Raw genomic sequence first — 18,184 nt, forward strand, 5'->3', positions numbered from 1 at the left:
TTTTTTTGCGCTGGGTAAACCCTGGCCAGTAACCGCAGCCGACCGAACCCGCAGGCGCGGTCGGGGGTCAACCACAACACAGGTAGGCCTTGTCGGTATCAGCTGTAGCTGATTTGACGCTGCCTGCCGTGGCCGGTATAAACCGCCTCTTAATTTGTATTGTCAGGCCTCTCCGATGAGCTTCAGCCCACTGATCCGCCAACTGATCGACTCGCTGCGCATCCTGCCCGGTGTCGGCCAGAAAACTGCCCAGCGCATGGCCCTGCAGTTGCTCGAGCGTGACCGCAGCGGCGGCCTGCGCCTGGCGCAGAGCCTGACCCAGGCGATGGAAGGGGTCGGCCACTGCCGCCAGTGCCGCACCTTGACCGAACAGGAGCTGTGCCCGCAGTGCGCCGATGTGCGCCGCGACGACACCCAGCTGTGCGTGGTCGAGGGGCCGATGGATGTGTATGCCGTGGAGCAGACTGGTTTCCGCGGTCGCTACTTCGTACTCAAGGGGCACCTGTCGCCGCTCGATGGCCTCGGGCCTGAGGCTATCGGCATCCCGCAGCTGATGGCGCGCATCGCCGAGCAGGGCAGCTTCACCGAAGTGATCCTCGCCACTAACCCGACCGTGGAAGGTGAGGCGACCGCGCACTACATCGCCCAGTTGCTGCACGAGCAGGGCCTGGTTGCCTCGCGCATCGCTCACGGCGTGCCGCTCGGTGGCGAGCTGGAGCTGGTCGACGGCGGCACCCTGGCCCATGCCTTTGCCGGGCGCCGACCGATTGCGCTTTAACTGGCTGTCCCCAGCCGGTTACTTCATCCGCGGCATTTCAATCCGGTGCTCGTGCACGCGCCGATACAAGGTTGCCCGGGAAATGCCCAGCGCCTGAGCTGCATCCGCCGGTTTCCAGCGATGACGAATCAGCGCATCGAGAATCATCTGCCGGGCCGGGCTGGAGACGCTGGTCAGCGCCGGCGCGTCCTGAGCGGCGCCGCGCAACTCTTGCGGTAGATCCTCCAGGCGCAACTGGCCACCATCACACACCGCGCAGGCATAGCGCAGCACCTGGCGCAGCTGCCTGAGGTTGCCCGGCCAGCGGTAGCTCAACAGCGCTTCCAGCGCCGCATCGGTGAGTAGCACCTCAACCCCGCAAGCCTGCGCCTCCTCGGCCAGCAGGCGGTGGATCAGGCTCAGGCGGTCATCGCGCTCGCGCAGCGGCGGCAGTTCGAAGCGGGCGTTGGCCAGGCGGAAGTAAAGGTCCTCGCGAAAGCGCCCGTCGCTGACCATCGTTGCCAGGTCACGGTGAGTGGCGCAGATCACCTGGATATCGACGCGCTCGCGCCGGGCCGCACCCAGCGGCGCCACCTCGCCCTCGGCCAGCACCCGTAGCAGCCGGGTTTGCAGGCTTAGCGGCATGTCGCCGATCTCGTCGAGAAACAGCGTGCCGCCATCGGCTTGCTGGAGCAGGCCCTGCATGCCTTTGCTGGAGGCGCCGGTAAACGCTCCGGCAACATAGCCGAACAGCTCGCTTTCGATCAGCGACTCCGGGATCGCCGCGCAATTGAGCGTGACAAACGGCCCTGCTGCGCGCTGGCTGAGCTGGTGCAGCTGGCGGGCAAAAACTTCCTTGCCGACCCCGGTTTCACCTTGCACCAGCACCGCCAGGTTGCAGTCCTTGACCCGCGTGGCCAGGCGCAGGTGCTGGCTGATGCGCGCGTCTTGGGCTGGCGCCGTGGGCACTGATGGCGTGCTGCGCCGCTGTGGCGCGCTGACTCGCCCATACAAGGCAAAACCTGGCAGGCGCTGGGCGCTGGCCTCGCTGGCGCGGCGCAGTTGCTCAAGGTCGAACAGCTCGCCGATGTGTTGCGGCAGGCGCCCGTTGCGTGCCAGCAGATGCTCGCGGGCGAGGCTGTTGAGCGCTTGCAGGCGGCCTTCGGCATCCCAGGCGAGCAGGTAATCGGGCTGGCTTTCGACATAACCGGGGGTGCCGTGGGCGCGCATCACCCAGTGGCCCTGGCTGCTGTGCATGAAGAAGGCGTTTTCAATCTCGCGAGCGGTCTGCTCGACCAGCTGGCGAATCAGGTGCTGGCTGCGCCGATCATCCGGCGACTTCAGCGCGGACACGTCGACCACCCCCAGCAGTTCGCCCAGCGGGTCGAACACCGGCGCTGCGGTACAGGTCAGGCCGATGAATGCAGCGCGATAGTGATCGCGCTTGTGCACGGTCACCGGCGCCTTGCTGGTCAGCACCGCCGCCACGCCGCAGGTGCCTTCTTCCACTTCCGACCAGCAGGTGCCCAGATACAGGCCGGCCTTGCGGCAGTCAGTGCGGATGCTGCTGTCGACCCGGTAGTCGATGGTGCGGCCCTGGCCGTCGGTCAGCAGCACGCAGTAGTCGGCGCCGCGCACTTGGGCGTGCAGGCGCGCCACGGCGTCGCTGGCGATGCGCAGAAACAGCTCGGCGCGCTCGCGGCATTCGTTGAGCAGGTTTGGCGAAAGGATGCGTGGACCCTGCTGCGAGCCAGGGTCGAGGTGATGCAGCTCCATCGAGCGCCGCCACGAATCGAGGATCAGCGCGGGTACCGGCACCTGTGGCTGGCGTTCGGCGTTTTTCAGCACGCGGCTGACGCAGTCGACATGGGCTCTGGAGTTCGCGGCGAGCATTCGGGCCTCCGGGTCTCTCGTTCTTGTCTTTATCGAGCCATTAAGCACCCGTGCGAAAGCCGCGACAAGCGCTGCTTGATTGGCGGCGCGGCTGAGACGCGGCGTCTCAGCGTCTCGCGGTCGGCGCTGCTGGCGCGGCACCCGGCGTCTCGCCGGCAAGCCGCCAATGTGCGCTGGACAATAGCTGAAACCGCTCTGCCACAGGGTTTGCAGCGTTCAGATCAAAAGCTGGCACCGGGCTTGCTCTGGCTCTCCTCAAACAATAAAACGAGGTGCGCCATGCGCCAGCCCGGCCCGATCATCGGGATCATTGCTAACCCTGCCTCCGGTCGCGACCTGCGCCGCCTGACGGCCAATGCCGGTTTGTATTCCAGCACCGACAAAGCCTCGGCGATCCAGCGCCTGCTCGCCGCATTTGGCGCCACCGGCATTGCCCAGGTGCTGCTGCCAACCGATATGACCGGCATCGCCGCCGCGGTGCTCAAGGCCAGCACTGGCCCGATGGCCCGTGAGCAGCGCTGGCCGGCGTTGCAGATGCTCGATCTGCCTCTGACGCAAACCGTCGCCGACACCCGCCTCGCGGCTCGCCAGATGGTCGAGCAGGGCGTGGCGATGATCGCTGTGCTGGGCGGCGACGGCACGCACAAGGCGGTCGCCGCCGAAGCCGGCGATACGCCGTTGCTGACCTTGTCGACCGGCACCAACAACGCCTTCCCTGAACTGCGCGAAGCGACCAGCGCGGGCCTCGCCGGTGGCCTGCTGGCCAGCGGGCAGATCCCAGCAGCCATCGGCCTGCGCCGCAACAAGCGGCTGCTGGTGCGGGTGCCGCAACAGCAGCTGTGCGAATGGGCGTTGGTCGAGGTCGCGGTTTCACCTCAACGTTTTGTCGGCGCCCGCGCCTTGAGCCGCAGCGAAGACCTGGCAGAAGTGTTCGCCTGCTTTGCCGAGCCACACGCCATCGGCCTGTCGGCCATCTGCGGGCTGTGGTGCCCGGTTTCACGTCAGGCCGAGCAGGGCGCCTGGGTGCGCCTCGATACCAGCGCCACACAGGTCTTGCTGGCGCCGCTCGCGCCCGGCCTGTTGCAAGGCTGTGGGGTGACCGCCAGTGGCCCGCTGCAGCCGGGCGTGGCGTATCCGCTGAGCCTGCGCAGCGGCACCCTGGCGCTGGATGGCGAGCGTGAAATCGAGTTTGCCGAGCAAGACACCCCAACCATCACCCTCGACCTGCACGGCCCACTTTCGGTCGATGTCGAGGCGGTGCTGGCGCATGCCGCCCGCCACCATCTGCTGGTCGTCCCCCGCGACCAGCGGCACACCCCTGCAACCCTGCGTTGAGACAACCCTGGAGAACAACAAGATGTCCACCCAACTCAGCTCCGAGCAGTTGCTGCATGCCTATGAAGTCATGCGCACCATTCGCGCCTTCGAAGAGCGCCTGCATGTCGAGTTTGCCACCGGCGAGATCCCCGGTTTCGTCCACCTGTATGCCGGCGAAGAAGCCTCGGCGGCCGGGGTCATGGCGCACCTGCGCGATTCCGATTGCATCGCTTCCAACCACCGCGGCCATGGCCACTGCATCGCCAAGGGCGTCGATGTGTACGGGATGATGGCCGAGATCTACGGCAAGAAGACCGGCGTCTGCGGCGGCAAGGGCGGTTCGATGCACATCGCCGACCTGTCCAAGGGCATGCTCGGCGCCAACGGCATCGTCGGTGCCGGCGCGCCGCTGGTGGCCGGCTCGGCGCTGGCAGCCAAGCTCAAGGGCCGCGATGACGTCTCGGTGGTGTTCTTCGGCGACGGCGCCTCCAACGAAGGCGCGGTGTTCGAAGCCATGAACATGGCCTCGGTGATGAACCTGGCGTGCATCTTCGTCGCCGAGAACAACGGCTACGCCGAAGCCACCGCGTCGAAATGGTCGGTGGCCTGCGACCATATTGCCGACCGCGCCGCCGGCTTCGGCATGCCCGGGGTGACGATCGACGGCTACGACTTCTTTGCCGTGCACGAAGCCGCAGGCGCCGCCGTCGAGCGTGCGCGCAGCGGCCAGGGGCCGTCGCTGATCGAGGTCAAGCTGACCCGCTACTACGGCCACTTCGAGGGCGACGCACAAACCTACCGCGCCCCCGACGAGGTCAAGAACCTGCGCGAAACCCGCGACTGCCTACTGCAGTTTCGCAACAAGACCACCCGTGCCGGCCTGCTCAGCGCCGCGCAACTGGACGCCATCGATGGCCGCGTCGACGACCTGATCGAGGACGCCGTACGCCGCGCCAAGGCCGACCCCAAACCACAGCCCGCCGATCTGCTCAGCGACGTTTACGTCAGCTACCCGTGAGCCCCCGACAATAACAACGACAGGACAATCACCATGGCAAGAAAGATCAGTTACCAGCAGGCCATCAACGAGGCCCTGGCCCAGGAAATGCGCCGCGACAGCACTGTGTTCATCATTGGCGAAGACGTCGCCGGCGGCGCCGGTGCGCCGGGTGAGCAGGACGCCTGGGGTGGCGTGCTTGGCGTGACCAAGGGCCTTTATCATCAGTTTCCGGGGCGGGTGCTGGATGCGCCGCTGTCTGAAATCGGCTACGTCGGTGCCGCCGTCGGTGCTGCCACCCAAGGCCTGCGCCCAGTCTGCGAACTGATGTTCGTCGACTTTGCCGGCTGCTGCCTGGACCAGATCCTCAACCAGGCGGCGAAGTTTCGCTACATGTTCGGCGGCAAGGCGGTGACACCGCTGGTGATGCGCACCATGGTCGGCGCCGGCCTGCGCGCAGCGGCCCAGCACTCGCAGATGCTCACCTCGCTGTGGACGCATATCCCGGGCCTGAAGGTGGTCTGCCCGTCGTCACCGTATGACGCCAAGGGCCTGCTGATCCAGGCCATCCGTGACAACGACCCGGTGATCTTCTGCGAGCACAAGCTGCTCTACAGCATGCAGGGCGACGTACCCGAAGAGCTCTACACCGTACCGTTCGGCGAGGCCAATTACCTGCGCGACGGCGACGACATCACCCTGGTGACCTACGGGCGCATGGTCCATCTGGCCATGGAAGCTGCCAACAACCTGGCCCGCCAGGGCATCGACTGCGAGGTGCTCGACCTGCGCACCACCAGCCCGCTGGACGAGGACAGCATCCTTGAAAGCGTGGAGAAAACCGGCCGGCTGGTGGTGATCGACGAAGCCAACCCGCGTTGCTCGCTGGCCACCGACATCAGCGCGTTGGTCGCGCAAAAGGCCTTTGCCGCGCTCAAGGGGCCGATCGAGATGGTTACCGCGCCGCACACGCCAGTGCCGTTCTCCGATGCCCTCGAAGACCTGTACATCCCCGATGCGGCGAAGATTGAAGCCGCCGTGCGCAAAGTCATGGACGCCTCAAGGAGTGCTGCATGAGCCAGATCCATACCCTGACCATGCCCAAGTGGGGCCTGTCGATGACCGAGGGCCGAGTCGACGCCTGGCTCAAGCAGGAAGGCGAGCAGATCAACAAGGGCGACGAAGTGCTGGATGTCGAGACCGACAAGATCAGCAGCAGCGTCGAGGCGCCGTTCAGCGGCGTGTTGCGCCGACAGGTCGCCCAGCCGGACGAAACCCTGGCAGTCGGCGCATTGCTCGCCGTGCTGGTCGACGGCGAGGCCGATGAGGCCGAGATCGACGCGGTGGTCGAGCGCTTCCAGGCCGAGTTCGTCGCCAGCGCTGCCAGTGAGCAGGCGCAAGGCCCGGCACCGCAGAAAGCCGAGGTCGGCGGGCGCCTGCTGCGCTGGTTCGAACTGGGCGAGGGCGGTACACCGCTGGTACTGGTGCACGGCTTTGGCGGCGACCTCAACAACTGGCTGTTCAACCACCCGGCCCTGGCCGCCGAGCGGCGGGTGATTGCGCTGGACCTGCCCGGTCACGGCGAGTCGGCAAAGACCCTTGAGCATGGTGACCTTGACGAGCTCGGCGGCGCCGTGTTGGCCTTGCTCGACCACCTTGATATCACCCGCGCGCACCTGGCCGGGCATTCCATGGGCGGCGCAGTGTGCTTGAATCTGGCCCGCCTGGCGCCGCAGCGGGTGGCCAGCCTGAGCTTGATCGCCAGCGCTGGTCTGGGCCGGGAGATCAATGGCGACTACCTGCGCGGTTTTGTCGAAGCGGCCAATCGCAATGGCTTGAAACCAGCCATGAGCCAACTGTTTGCCGACCAGGGCATGGTCAACCGGCAGATGCTCGAGGACATGCTCAAGTTCAAGCGCATCGAAGGCGTCGACGCTGCCCTGCGTTTGTTGGCCGCAGCGATTGCCGATGGCGACCAGCAACGCCATGACCTGCGCGGCGTGATCGCCCAACAGCCGACCCTGGTGCTGTGGGGCAGCGAAGACGCGATCATCCCGGCCAGCCATGCCCAAGGCGTTGAGGCCGAAGCGGTGGTGCTGCCAGGGGTTGGCCATATGGTGCAGATGGAAGCTGCCGAGCAGATCAACCAGCTGCTGCAGGACTTTGTCCGCAAGCACTGATCCCGCGAGCCTGGAGAAAACAACAATGAACGACCTCAGCCACTCCCATATGCGCGCCGCCGTCTGGCATGGGCGCAATGACATTCGCGTCGAACAGGTACCGCTGCCGGCAGACCCACCGCCGGGCTGGGTGCAGATCAAGGTCGACTGGTGCGGTATCTGCGGCTCGGACCTGCACGAGTACGTGGCCGGGCCGGTATTTATCCCGGTCGAAGCACCGCACCCGCTGACCGGTATTCAGGGCCAGTGCATTCTAGGCCACGAATTCTGCGGTGAGATCGCCAAGCTCGGCGAGGGCGTCAGCGGCTACGCCGTTGGCGATCCGGTTGCTGCCGATGCCTGCCAGCACTGCGGCACCTGCTATTACTGCACCCATGGCTTGTACAACATCTGTGAAAAACTGGCCTTTACCGGGCTGATGAACAACGGTGCGTTCGCCGAGCGAGTGAACGTCCCGGCCAATCTGCTCTACCGCCTGCCCGAAGGATTCCCGCGCGAAGCCGGCGCGCTGATCGAGCCGCTGGCGGTGGGCATGCATGCGGTGAAAAAGGCCGGCAGCCTGCTTGGGCAGAACGTGGTGGTAGTCGGGGCTGGCACCATCGGCCTGTGCACCATCATGTGCGCCAAGGCCGCAGGTGCGGCTCAGGTCATCGCCCTGGAGATGTCCTCGGCGCGCAAGGCCAAGGCCCTTGAGGTCGGCGCCAGTGCCGTGCTCGACCCGAGCCAGTGCGACGCGCTGGCTGAAATCCGCGCGCTCACCGGCGGGCTGGGTGCTGATGTCAGCTTCGAATGCATCGGCAACAAGAACACCGCCAAGCTGGCCGTCGATGCGATTCGCAAAGCCGGCAAGTGCGTACTGGTGGGGATTTTCGAGGAGCCGAGCCTGTTCAACTTCTTCGATCTGGTCTCGACCGAGAAACAGGTATTGGGTGCCTTGGCCTACAACGGCGAGTTTGCCGATGTGATCGCCTTCATCAACGATGGCCGCCTGAACATTCAGCCACTGGTGACCGGGCGCATTGGCCTGGAGCAGATCGTCGAGTTGGGCTTTGAGGAGTTGGTCAACAACAAGGAGCAGAATGTGAAGATCATCGTCTCGCCAGGCGGGCGTTGATCTCCACAGGCTGACCTACACGGGGAGATGCGCTGGCCGCCAGCGGCCAGCGTAGATAAGGCACCCCCTAGTATTCGCTCAGGGAAAACTCGGTCAGGCAGAAGGTCGGCACGCCTGCGTCCTGCAGCCGTTGCGAGCCTTCCAGCTCCGGCAGGTCGATGATCGCCGCCGCTTCGAATACTTGCGCGCCGGTGCGCCGGACCAGGTTAGCTGCTGCCAGCAAGGTGCCGCCGGTGGCAATCAGGTCATCGAAGATCAGCACCGAGTCGCCTTCACACAGGCTGTCCGCGTGCACTTCAAGAAACGCCTCGCCGTACTCGGTCTGATAGCCCTCGGACAGCACATGCGCCGGCAGCTTGCCCTGTTTGCGAAACAGGATCAGCGGCTTGTTCAACTGGTGGGCAATGATCGACCCGATCAGAAAACCGCGCGCATCCATGGCACCGATATGGCTGAATTCGGCCTCGACATAGCGCTCGATGAACCGGTCGGCCACATAGCGCAGGCCGCGCGGCGACTGGAACAACGGGGTGATGTCACGGAAGATCACACCCGGCTTGGGGAAGTCCACTACCGGGCGGATCAGGGCTTTGAGGTCGAAAGTGTCGCTGTACATGAGGGGTATCCTGAGAAATCTGGCCGCAAGTATACCCCGTCAACTGGCTCAGGCGTCGATAGCGCCGCCGGCCAGTGCGCACAGCTGGATCGGGTCGAGGATATGCACTTCCTTGCCCTCGGCCGTGATCAGGCCGTTTTGCTGGAAGCGCGTGAACACCCGCGACACGGTTTCCACAGCCAGGCCCAGGTAGTTGCCGATCTCGTTGCGCGACATGCTCAGACGGAACTGGTTGGCCGAATAACCGCGTGCGCGGAAGCGCGCCGACAGGTTGACCAGGAAGGTGGCGATGCGCTCGTCAGCGGTTTTTTTCGACAGCAGCAGCATCATTTGCTGGTCGTCGCGAATCTCCCGACTCATCACTCGCATCAGCTGGCGGCGCAGTTGCGGCAGTTGCACCGACAGTTCGTCGAGGCGCTCGAAGGGGATCTCGCATACCGAGGTGGTTTCCTGGGCCTGGGCCGATACCGGGTAGGCCTCGGTGTCCATGCCCGACAGGCCGACCAGCTCGCTCGGCAGGTGGAAGCCGGTGATCTGCTCCTCGCCGCTGTCGCTCAGGCTGAAGGTCTTCAGGGCACCGGAGCGAACCGCATAGACCGAGCCAAAATCGTCGCCCTGGCGGAACAGGAATTCCCCCTTTTTCAGCGGGCGGCCGCGTTTGACGATTTCATCCAGCGCATCCATGTCCTCAAGGTTAAGGGACAGTGGCAGGCACAACGGGGCCAGGCTGCAATCCTTGCAGTGGGCCTGGTTGTGTGTGCGCAGTTTTACTGGCTCGGACATTTCGATCGATCCTTGTGGGAAATCACACATAAGCCGTAAGGATAACCGACGGCATGGCTTGAGGGCCAGCCTGCACTTTTTTTGTGCAGGCTGGCGGGGCTGCAGCGTGGTGTCGCGCAGCCCGTCCTCAGCCAATGATGTGCCTGCCCCACAGGGAAGTCCATGCGCTGCTTGGTCGCGTCAGATCACCCGCGAGAAACGCTGGCGATTGTGTTGCGCCAGGTAGGCATCGAACACCATGCATACCGAGCGGACCAACAGGCGCCCGGCCGGCAGGACCTTGATGCCCTTGCTGTCGAGACGGATCAGACCGTCGCGGTGCATCGCCTGCAGTTGCGGCCACAGCTCATTGAAGTAACCACGAAAATCGATCATGAAAGTGCGTTCGATCTGCTCGAAGTCCAGCTCGAAGTGGCAGATCAATTGCTGAATCACCGCCCGGCGCAGGCGATCATCCTGGTTGCACAGCAGCCCGCGCTGGGTTGCCAGTTGTGCGTTGGAGAGGAGCTCCTTGTAGGTGTTCAGGTCGCTGCTGTTCTGGCAGTACAGGTCGCCGATCTGGCTGATGGCCGACACGCCGAGGCCGATCAGGTCGCAATGACCGTGGGTGGTGTAGCCCTGGAAGTTGCGCTGCAGGGTGCCTTCTTCCTGGGCGATGGCCAGCTCGTCGTCGGGCAGGGCAAAGTGGTCCATGCCGATGTAGCGGTAACCCGCTGCGGTCAGTTGCTCGATGGTGGCGTGGAGCATTTCCAGCTTGGCTGCCGGGGCCGGCAGGTCGTTGCTGTCGATACGCCGCTGGGGCATGAAGCGCTCTGGTAGGTGCGCGTAGTTGAACACCGAAAGGCGGTCGGGCTGCAGTCGGATCACTTCGTCGACGGTGCGGGCAAAGCCCTCCGGGGTCTGCTTGGGCAGGCCGTAGATCAAGTCCAGGTTGACCGAGCGGAACTGCAAGGTACGCGCCGCCTCGATCAGGGTGCGGGTCTGCTCGAGACTCTGCAGGCGGTTGACCGCACGCTGCACCACTGGGTCAAGGTCTTGCACACCGAGGCTGACCCGGTTGAAGCCCAGTTCGCGCAGCAGGCCCATGGTCGACCAGTCGGCTTCCCGCGGGTCAAGCTCGATACCGTAGTCGCCGGAGTCGTCGTCGAGCAGGTTGAAGTGCTCGCGCAGGCTCGCCATCAGCTGACGCAATTCGACATGGCTGAGGAAGGTCGGCGTGCCGCCACCAAAGTGCAGCTGTTCAACACGTTGTTTAGGTTCCAGATGACAGGCGATCAGCTGGATTTCCTGTTGCAGGCGCTGCAGGTAGGGCAGGGCGCGGGCGCGGTCCTTGGTGATGACCTTGTTGCACGCGCAGTAGTAGCAGATGTTGGCGCAGAACGGCACGTGCACATACAGCGACAGCGGCCGTACCGCGCGGCGGCTCTCGCGCAGGGCATGCAGCAGGTCGAACGAACCCACTTCGCTGTGCAGTTGCAGAGCGGTTGGGTAGGAGGTGTAGCGAGGGCCGGCCAGGTCGTAACGGCGGATAAGGTCGGCGTCCCAACGAAGTTCGTCGAGCATGTGGAATAGTCCCCGGATAGGAGCAGCAGTGTCCGAAGTCTATGGGCGTCTGTAGGAATCTGTTTTGATTTGTATCAACGCGCCTCGCGAGGCGCCCTCAGTGGCCCATCAGCCAGTGCTGGTGCGGGCCGGGCAGGGTCCACAGGCCAAACACGATCACCAGCAGGCCACCGGCCACGCGCACACTGCGTTTGCGCAGCAGCCGATTGACCCGCTCGGCGGCCAGCCCGGTGGCGAGCAGGACCGGCCAGGTGCCGAGGCCGAATGCCAGCATCAGCGCCGCGCTGTAGCCGGCATTGCCCTGGCTCGCTGCCCACAGCAGGGTGCTGTAGACCAGCCCGCACGGCAGCCAGCCCCACAGTGCACCGAGCAGCAGCGCCCGCGGCAAACTCGACACCGGCAACAAGCGAGTTGCCAGCGGTTGAATATGCCGCCACAGGCCACGGCCGAGTGCTTCGATGCGGGTCAGCCCGCTCCACCAACCCGCCAGGTACAGGCCCATGGCGATCAACAGCAACGCCGCGATTACCCGCAACACCTGGGCTGCCGGGCTGCTGGCCACGGCCCAGCCGGCCATGCCCAGCAGCAGGCCGGCGCTGGCATAGCTGAGCCCCCGGCCGAGGTTGTAGGCCAGCAACAAGCGCAGCCGGCGGCCGCGTTGTTCTGCCGGGATGGCCAGGGTCAGCGCGCCCATCAGGCCGCCGCACATGCCCAGGCAGTGGCCGCCGCCAAGCAGGCCGAGCACCAGGGCCGAGCCCAGCAGGGGCAGCAGCTCAGCCACGGGGCGGGGTGTCCTCATCCGCGGGCTTGGTCTCATGCTTGACCGCCGCTTGATGACCTGGGTCCTGGTCATCGAAGAGGATGCTGTGCGCCGGGCTGTCGAGGTCGTCGTACTGGCCGCTGTCGACGGCCCAGAAGAAGATGTAGATGGCCAAGCCAACGATCAGCAGGGCTGCGGGAATCATGATGTACAGCGCAGGCATGGCGGTATCGCTCAGTGAAGGATGGTCGCGCCGGCACCCGCCTCGACGCGGGCGGTGCTGGCGGGCGCGGGGTCGGGCAGGCGGGTCAGGCGCAGGGCATTGAGCACCACCACCAGCGAGCTGACCGACATGCCGATGGCGGCCCACACGGGGGTGATCCAGCCCAGCGCCGCGAACGGCAACATCAGGCCATTGTACAAGGTTGCCCAGGCCAGGTTCTCGACGATTATCCGCCGCGTGCGGCGTGCCAGCAGCAGCGCCTGGGCCAGCGCTTGCAGGCGGTTGGACAACAGCACCGCATCGGCGCTGGTTTTTGCCAGGTCAGTAGCCGAGCCCATGGCAATGCTGATGTCCGCTGCAGCCAGCACGGGCACGTCATTGACCCCATCACCGAGCATCAACACCTTGCGTCCTGCGGCCTGCAAGGCGCGCAGGCGGGCCAGCTTGTCGTCGGGGCGCAGGCCGCCAACCGCCTCATCGATGCCCAGTTGCGCGGCCACCTCAGCGACCATCGGCGAGCTGTCGCCCGACAGCAGCAAGGTCTGCCACCCGCGCGCCTTGCAGGCGTCGAGCAAACCCTGGGCGTCATCGCGCAGGCGGTCGTCCAGGCCAAACCAGGCCAGCGGGCCGTGTGCATCGCCGAGCAGCAGCCACTGGCCACGCGGCTCGGGCAGCAGCGGTGGCTCGCTGCCGCTCAGGGCGCAGACGAAACTGGCTTGGCCGATGCGCAGGTGCTGGCCGTCGAGTTGGCCTTCCAGGCCCAGCCCGGGCACGTTCTGCACTTCTTCGGCGGGCCGCGTGCTGCGGCCGAAGGCACGCGCGATCGGGTGCTCCGAGCGGTTTTCCAGGGCGGCGGCGAGGGCCAGGCACTGGTCGCTGCCCAGCGTGCCCAAGGGGCGAATGCTGCGCAGGGTCAGGCGGCCTTCGGTGAGCGTGCCGGTCTTGTCGAAGATCACCGTGTCGATCTGGTTGAGGCCTTCCAGCACATGCCCGCGGGTCACCAGCAGGCCAAGCTTGTGCAGGGTGCCGGTGGCGGTGGTCAGCGCGGTCGGCGTGGCCAGCGACAGGGCGCAGGGGCAGGTGGCGACCAGCATCGCCAGCACGATCCAGAATGCCCGGCTCGGGTCCAGTTGCCACCAGAGCAGGCCGATGGCGACTGCGGCCAACAGCGTGAATAACAAGAACCACTGCGAGGCGCGGTCGGCGATCTGCGCCAGGCGCGGCTTTTCGGACTGGGCGCGTTCCAGCAGCCGGACGATGGCGGACAAGCGCGTGGCCTGGCCCAGCGCTTGGACCTCGACGGTCAGCGTGCTTTCGATGTTCAAGGTGCCGCCGGTGACGTGATCGCCCGGGCTGCGCGCCAGCGGCAGGTACTCGCCGGTGAGCAATGACTCGTCGATGCTCGAACGGCCCTCGACAATCCGCCCGTCCGCCGGGATCACCGCGCCGGGCAGCACCTGCACCCGATCGCCGCAGTTGAGTTCGGCCAGCAGAATACGCTCGCTGCGCCCCTCGCTGTCCAGGCGCAAGCACGAGGCCGGCAGCAGGTTGACCAGTTGCGCAGTGGCCGCCGCCGTGCGCTCGCGGGCGCGGCGTTCAAGGTAACGGCCAGTCAGCAGAAACAGGGCAAACATGCCGACCGTGTCGAAGTACAGCTCGCCACTCCCGGTGATTGCCGTCCAGATACCAGCGCAGTAGGCCAGGGCGATGGCCAGCGACACCGACACATCCATGGTCAGGTGGCGGGTGCGCAGGTCGCGCGCGGCGCCTTTGAAAAACGGCGCACAGCTGTAGAACACGATCGGCGTGGTCAGAAACAGCGCAACCCAACGCAGAATGGTGTGCAACTCGGGGCTGAGGTCGATGTTGAATTCCGGCCAGGTGGCCATGGTCGCCATCATCGCCTGGAACCACAACAGCCCGGCCACACCGAGGCGGCGCAGGGCGCTGCGGTTCTCCCGCGCAAGCTGCTCGGCGGCCTGGTCGGGCTGATACGGGTGGGCGGCGTAGCCAATCTGGCGCAGCTCGGCCATCAGCTTCGACAACGGCAGTTGCAGGTCGTCCCAGCTCAGCAGCAGGCGGTGGTTGGACAGGTTCAGGCGGGCGTCGGCCACGCCTGGCACATTGCGCAGGTGTTTCTCGATCAGCCAGCCGCAAGCGGCGCAACTGATGCCTTCGATCATCAGCACCGCTTCGGCATGGCCATGGTCATGGCGGACGAAGCCTTGCTGAACATCGTTGCGGTCGTACAGCGCCAGTTCGTCCTGCAACTGCTGGGGCAGGGCCTCTGGGTTGGCGCTGGTTTCGCTGCGGTGCTGGTAGTAGTGCTCAAGGCCGCCAGCGACGATGGATTCGGCAACGGCCTGACAACCGGGGCAGCAGAATGCGCGCAGCTCGCCCAACACCTTGGCGTTGAAGCGGCTGCCGGCAGGGACCGGCAGGGCGCAGTGGTAGCACGGGTTGGGCTGAGTCATCACATCATGGCCTTACAAAAACCGCAAAGTTGCACGCATCCCCGTAGGAGCGGCCTTGTGTCGCGAAAGGGTCGCGAAGCGGCCCCAGGATTCATGCCGCGGCCACAATTGCCGGGCCAGCTTCGCTGGCCTTTCGCGACACAAGGCCGCTCCTACAGGTGCTCGGCGCCCTGGATGGCTTCATCGCCGAGCTGGAGGGTTACGCCGTGCTCGACCTTCTCTTCCTCGAACAAGCGCCAGATGTGGCCATCCTGGCTGCCCAGCAGCTCGACAAAGCGCCGGCCCTCGACCTTGTCGTCCAGTTGGCCAACATAGCGGCCCGCTTCGCTGCGCGCCAACTGGACTTTGCGGTCCTTGTCCGGCTGGGTCGGCGAGATCAGGTTGAGTTCCAAGGTCTGCGGGTCGCTGTTGCCACTCAGACGCAGCTCGACCTCGCCGGTCAGCTCATCGAGGAGCACGCTGGCCTTGAGGTTGAGAGTCTGCGCCAGCAGTTCGCGGTCGAGCGAGCGGTTGATGCCTTTGCCGGCCTCGTAGTAGTTGTCGTTGACCAGGTTGTCTGGGTTGCGCACGGCAATGCTGACCATGGTCAGGCTCAGGCACACCGAGGTGGTGAGGATGCCGATGAGGATCCAGGGCCAGAGGTGCTTGTACCAGGGGCTGGCGGCAGTAGCAGGCATGGAGCGGGTTCCTTAGCGAATTTGCGGGCCGATGAAACGGCTCTTGGCTTCAACCTGGGTGCCGTTGTCGTCGGCGTCCTTGAGGGTGAAGATGACTTCGTTGGTGGTCGACGGCAACTGCTCGGGGGCCACCGACAGCTGCACCGGCAGGCTGACGATATCACCGGCCTCGACACGGATCTCGCGCCGGCCTTGCAGTTGCAGGTCTGGCAGGCCGCTGGCCTCGAGCACGTAGACGTGATCGCGCTGATCCTTGTTCATGACTTTGAGGCTGTACACGTTCTCGATCCGCCCCTGGGCGTTTTCGCGGTACAGCACGCGGTCCTTGCTGACATCGAACCCCACCAGCGAACGGGTAGCGAAGGCCGTGGCCAAGGCGCCGATCATCACCAGCAGGACTACTGCATAACCGATCAGGCGCGGCCGCACCATGTGTGTCTTTTGCCCGGACAGGTTGTGTTCGGTGGTGTAGCTGACCAGGCCGCGTGGGTAGTTCATCTTGTCCATGATGGTGTCGCAGGCGTCGATGCAGGCAGCGCAGCCGATGCACTCGACCTGCAGGCCGTCACGGATGTCGATGCCGGTCGGGCACACCTGCACGCACATGGTGCAGTCGATGCAGTCGCCCAGGCCTTGCGCCTTGTAGTCGGCGTCTTTCTTGCGCGGGCCGCGCAGTTCGCCGCGGCGCGGGTCATACGAGACGATCAGGGTGTCCTTGTCGAACATCACGCTCTGGAAGCGCGCATACGGGCACATGTAGATGCACACCTGTTCACGCAGCCAACCGGCATTGCCGTAGGTGGCCAGGGTGAAGAAGCCGACCCAGAAGTAGGCCCAGCCATCGGCTTCGCCGGTGAAGAATTCCACGAGCAGTTCGCGGATCGGCGAGAAGTAACCGACAAAGGTCACCCCGGTGACGAAACCGATCAGCAGCCACAGGCTGTGCTTGGCGGTCTTGCGAGCGAGCTTGTTGGCGCTCATTGGCGCCTTGTCGAGCTTCATGCGCTGGTTGCGGTCACCCTCGGTGATTTTCTCGCACCACATGAACACCCAGGTCCACACGCTCTGCGGGCAGGTGTAGCCGCACCAGATGCGCCCGGCGAACACGGTGATGAAAAACAGGCCGAAGGCGGCGACGATCAGAATGCCCGACAGCAGAATGAAATCCTGCGGCCAGATGGTGGTGCCAAAGATGTAGAACTTACGCTCGGGCAGGTTCCACCAGACAGCCTGGTGGTCACCCCAGTTCAGCCACACGGTGCCGAAGTAGAGCAGGAACAGCAGCGCGCCGCCGACCATGCGCAGCCTGCGGAACACGCCGGTGAAGGCGCGGGTGTAGATCTTGGCACGGGAGGCATAGAGGTCGACGGAATCCTTTCCCTTGTTGGCAGGCGGGGTCACGTCATGTACCGGAATGTGCTTGCTCATCATCGAGTCCCACGGCAGTGGAGAAGTGCCGCGGCCAGTGCATGCCGGCCGCGGTCGTGCGCCTGGTGCTGACGCTCTGCGGCCTATGATACGCCTGTGCTGGCGAGGTCGGGCCGTGCTGCGACGTTATGTCGCGTTGGGTTTGCCTGTGAAATGGTGTAAGTGCGATTGTCAATTGATCCAGGTCAGCCGAGGTGCAAACGCCTCGGCTGACCTGGCTGGATTACGGCTTGGCAGGCTCGGCGGCTTCCTGCTGCGACAGGCTGTACACATAGGCGGCCAGCAGGTGCACCTTGTCATTGCCTTGCAACTCGGCCTGGGCCGGCATCTGGCCCTGACGGCCGTAGCGGATGGTCTGCTGCAACTGGGCGAAGCTTGAGCCGTAGATGAACGCCTGCGGATGGGTCAGGTCAGGTGCGCCCATGGCCGGCGTACCCTTGGCCTCGGGCCCGTGGCAGGCGACGCAGTTGGTGGCGAACAGTTTCTGGCCGTTGGCAGGGTCTGCCTTGATGCCCTCGGGCAGCTTGCGCCCGTCCAGGTTGGTCAGGACAAAGGCGGCCACATCAGCCACACCTTGCTCGCCGAGCACCTCGGCCCAGGCCGGCATCACGCCGTGGCGGCCGTTCATGATCGAGGCCTTGATCGTCTCCGGCTCGCCGCCCCAGCGCCAGTCGCTGTCGGTCAGGTTGGGGAAGCCATAGGCGCCCTTGGCGTCGGAACCGTGGCACACCGAACAGTTGGAGGCGAACAACCGGCCACCCATTTTCAGCGCCTGCGGGTCCTTGGCGACTTCCTCGATCGGCATCGCGGCAAACTTGGCATAGATCGGCCCGAAGCGGGCATTGGCCTTGGCCATTTCCTTTTCCCACTCGTGCACGCCGGTCCAGCCCGCCTCACCGTTGCTGAACTCGGTCTGCTTGTCGTTATCGAGGTAGCTGTAGCCTGGCAGGATGCCTTTCCAGTTGCCCAGGCCTGGGTACAGCACCAGGTAACCAAGGGCAAAGATGATGGTGCCGACAAACAGCCAGAACCACCATTTGGGCAGTGGGTTGTCGTATTCCTCGATGCCGTCGAAGGCGTGGCCGACGGTCTCGTCGGTGATGTCTTCGCGCTGGCCCTTGCGGGTCGACAGCAGCAGCCAGGTGAGGGCGAAGATCGTGCCCAACGTCAGCACGCTGACGTACAGGCTCCAGAAGGTAGTCATTGTTGTTTGCTCCTAGACGCTTTTGCTTGCGCTTGCTCGACGTGCTGGCTGGCTTCGGGGTCATCGGCAAAAGGCAGTTGCGTGGCCTCGTCGAAGTCGCGCTTGCGCCGTGGGCTGAACACCCACAGGGCGAGGCCGACGAACGCCACCAGTACCACCACGGTGCCCAGGCCGCGGATCATTCCGATATCCATCAGC

At 65.0% G+C, this 18,184-nt stretch carries 17 protein-coding genes; 6 read left to right on the plus strand and 11 right to left on the minus strand.

Features of this window, described 5'->3' with window-relative positions; translation table 11 throughout:
* Positions 1-175: 175 nt before the first annotated feature.
* Positions 176-778 carry a recombination mediator RecR gene (gene recR, locus K3F44_RS03170; protein WP_101318035.1) on the plus strand — a complete coding sequence of 201 codons (603 nt, stop codon included), beginning with the start codon at positions 176-178 and terminating at the stop codon, positions 776-778.
* 18 nt (positions 779-796) lie between these two features.
* On the opposite strand, the gene K3F44_RS03175 is transcribed toward recR, so the two are convergent.
* On the minus strand, positions 797-2,650 hold the full coding sequence (locus K3F44_RS03175; protein ID WP_220633323.1) for a sigma-54-dependent Fis family transcriptional regulator: 1,854 nt from the start codon (positions 2,648-2,650) through the stop codon (positions 797-799).
* 279 nt (positions 2,651-2,929) lie between these two features.
* Here K3F44_RS03175 and K3F44_RS03180 point away from each other — a divergent pair, with 279 nt between their 5' ends.
* From K3F44_RS03180 to K3F44_RS03200, 5 genes are read left to right on the plus strand one after another with little or no spacing between them, the layout of a single operon-like run.
* Positions 2,930-3,985, plus strand: coding sequence for an ATP-NAD kinase family protein (locus K3F44_RS03180; protein ID WP_181088075.1), 1,056 nt, complete (start codon positions 2,930-2,932; stop codon positions 3,983-3,985).
* 22 nt (positions 3,986-4,007) lie between these two features.
* Complete coding sequence (locus K3F44_RS03185; RefSeq protein ID WP_101318041.1) at positions 4,008-4,985, plus strand: thiamine pyrophosphate-dependent dehydrogenase E1 component subunit alpha; 978 nt, start codon at positions 4,008-4,010, stop codon at positions 4,983-4,985.
* A gap of 33 nt (positions 4,986-5,018) precedes the next feature.
* Positions 5,019-6,041, plus strand: coding sequence for an alpha-ketoacid dehydrogenase subunit beta (locus K3F44_RS03190; RefSeq protein ID WP_150569719.1), 1,023 nt, complete (start codon positions 5,019-5,021; stop codon positions 6,039-6,041).
* Complete coding sequence (locus K3F44_RS03195) at positions 6,038-7,144, plus strand: acetoin dehydrogenase dihydrolipoyllysine-residue acetyltransferase subunit (RefSeq protein ID WP_220633324.1); 1,107 nt, start codon at positions 6,038-6,040, stop codon at positions 7,142-7,144. The genes K3F44_RS03190 and K3F44_RS03195 overlap by 4 nt, the downstream gene beginning before the upstream one ends.
* 49 nt (positions 7,145-7,193) lie before the next feature.
* The gene (locus K3F44_RS03200; protein ID WP_256585763.1) at positions 7,194-8,258 is read left to right on the plus strand and encodes a 2,3-butanediol dehydrogenase; all 1,065 of its coding nucleotides are present in this window, start codon (positions 7,194-7,196) and stop codon (positions 8,256-8,258) included.
* Between the two features lie 67 nt (positions 8,259-8,325).
* On the opposite strand, the gene K3F44_RS03205 is transcribed toward K3F44_RS03200, so the two are convergent.
* The 10 genes from K3F44_RS03205 to K3F44_RS03250 form a co-directional block, all read right to left on the minus strand.
* On the minus strand, positions 8,326-8,874 hold the full coding sequence (locus K3F44_RS03205) for an adenine phosphoribosyltransferase (RefSeq protein ID WP_101318049.1): 549 nt from the start codon (positions 8,872-8,874) through the stop codon (positions 8,326-8,328).
* A gap of 48 nt (positions 8,875-8,922) precedes the next feature.
* Complete coding sequence (gene fnrA / locus K3F44_RS03210) at positions 8,923-9,657, minus strand: Crp/Fnr family transcriptional regulator FnrA (RefSeq protein ID WP_101318051.1); 735 nt, start codon at positions 9,655-9,657, stop codon at positions 8,923-8,925.
* A gap of 180 nt (positions 9,658-9,837) precedes the next feature.
* Positions 9,838-11,220: an oxygen-independent coproporphyrinogen III oxidase gene (gene hemN, locus K3F44_RS03215; protein ID WP_150569716.1), complete on the minus strand. Its 1,383-nt coding sequence runs from the start codon at positions 11,218-11,220 to the stop codon at positions 9,838-9,840.
* 97 nt (positions 11,221-11,317) lie between these two features.
* Positions 11,318-12,001, minus strand: coding sequence for a sulfite exporter TauE/SafE family protein (locus tag K3F44_RS03220; RefSeq protein WP_220633325.1), 684 nt, complete (start codon positions 11,999-12,001; stop codon positions 11,318-11,320).
* Positions 11,994-12,203 (minus strand): cbb3-type cytochrome oxidase assembly protein CcoS, encoded by a 210-nt coding sequence (gene ccoS / locus K3F44_RS03225; RefSeq protein WP_220633326.1) that lies wholly within the window; start codon positions 12,201-12,203, stop codon positions 11,994-11,996. The genes K3F44_RS03220 and ccoS overlap by 8 nt, the downstream gene beginning before the upstream one ends.
* An 11-nt stretch (positions 12,204-12,214) precedes the next feature.
* Positions 12,215-14,677: a heavy metal translocating P-type ATPase gene (locus K3F44_RS03230; RefSeq protein ID WP_220633327.1), complete on the minus strand. Its 2,463-nt coding sequence runs from the start codon at positions 14,675-14,677 to the stop codon at positions 12,215-12,217.
* A 152-nt stretch (positions 14,678-14,829) separates the two neighbouring features.
* Positions 14,830-15,354, minus strand: a complete 525-nt coding sequence (locus tag K3F44_RS03235) for a FixH family protein (protein ID WP_101318061.1) — start codon at positions 15,352-15,354, stop codon at positions 14,830-14,832.
* A 12-nt stretch (positions 15,355-15,366) separates the two neighbouring features.
* Positions 15,367-16,782, minus strand: a complete 1,416-nt coding sequence (ccoG, locus tag K3F44_RS03240; RefSeq protein WP_220633328.1) for a cytochrome c oxidase accessory protein CcoG — start codon at positions 16,780-16,782, stop codon at positions 15,367-15,369.
* 223 nt (positions 16,783-17,005) lie between these two features.
* A complete protein-coding gene (ccoP, locus tag K3F44_RS03245; protein WP_220633329.1) occupies positions 17,006-17,986 on the minus strand; it encodes a cytochrome-c oxidase, cbb3-type subunit III in 981 nt (326 codons plus the stop codon).
* Positions 17,983-18,180, minus strand: a complete 198-nt coding sequence (locus tag K3F44_RS03250; protein WP_101318067.1) for a cbb3-type cytochrome c oxidase subunit 3 — start codon at positions 18,178-18,180, stop codon at positions 17,983-17,985. Before K3F44_RS03250 ends, ccoP begins: the two co-directional genes overlap by 4 nt.
* Positions 18,181-18,184: the final 4 nt, after the last annotated feature.

It is taken from the genome of Pseudomonas sp. S07E 245 (assembly GCF_019599025.1).
Taxonomy (GTDB): Bacteria; Pseudomonadota; Gammaproteobacteria; order Pseudomonadales; family Pseudomonadaceae; genus Aquipseudomonas; species Aquipseudomonas shirazensis.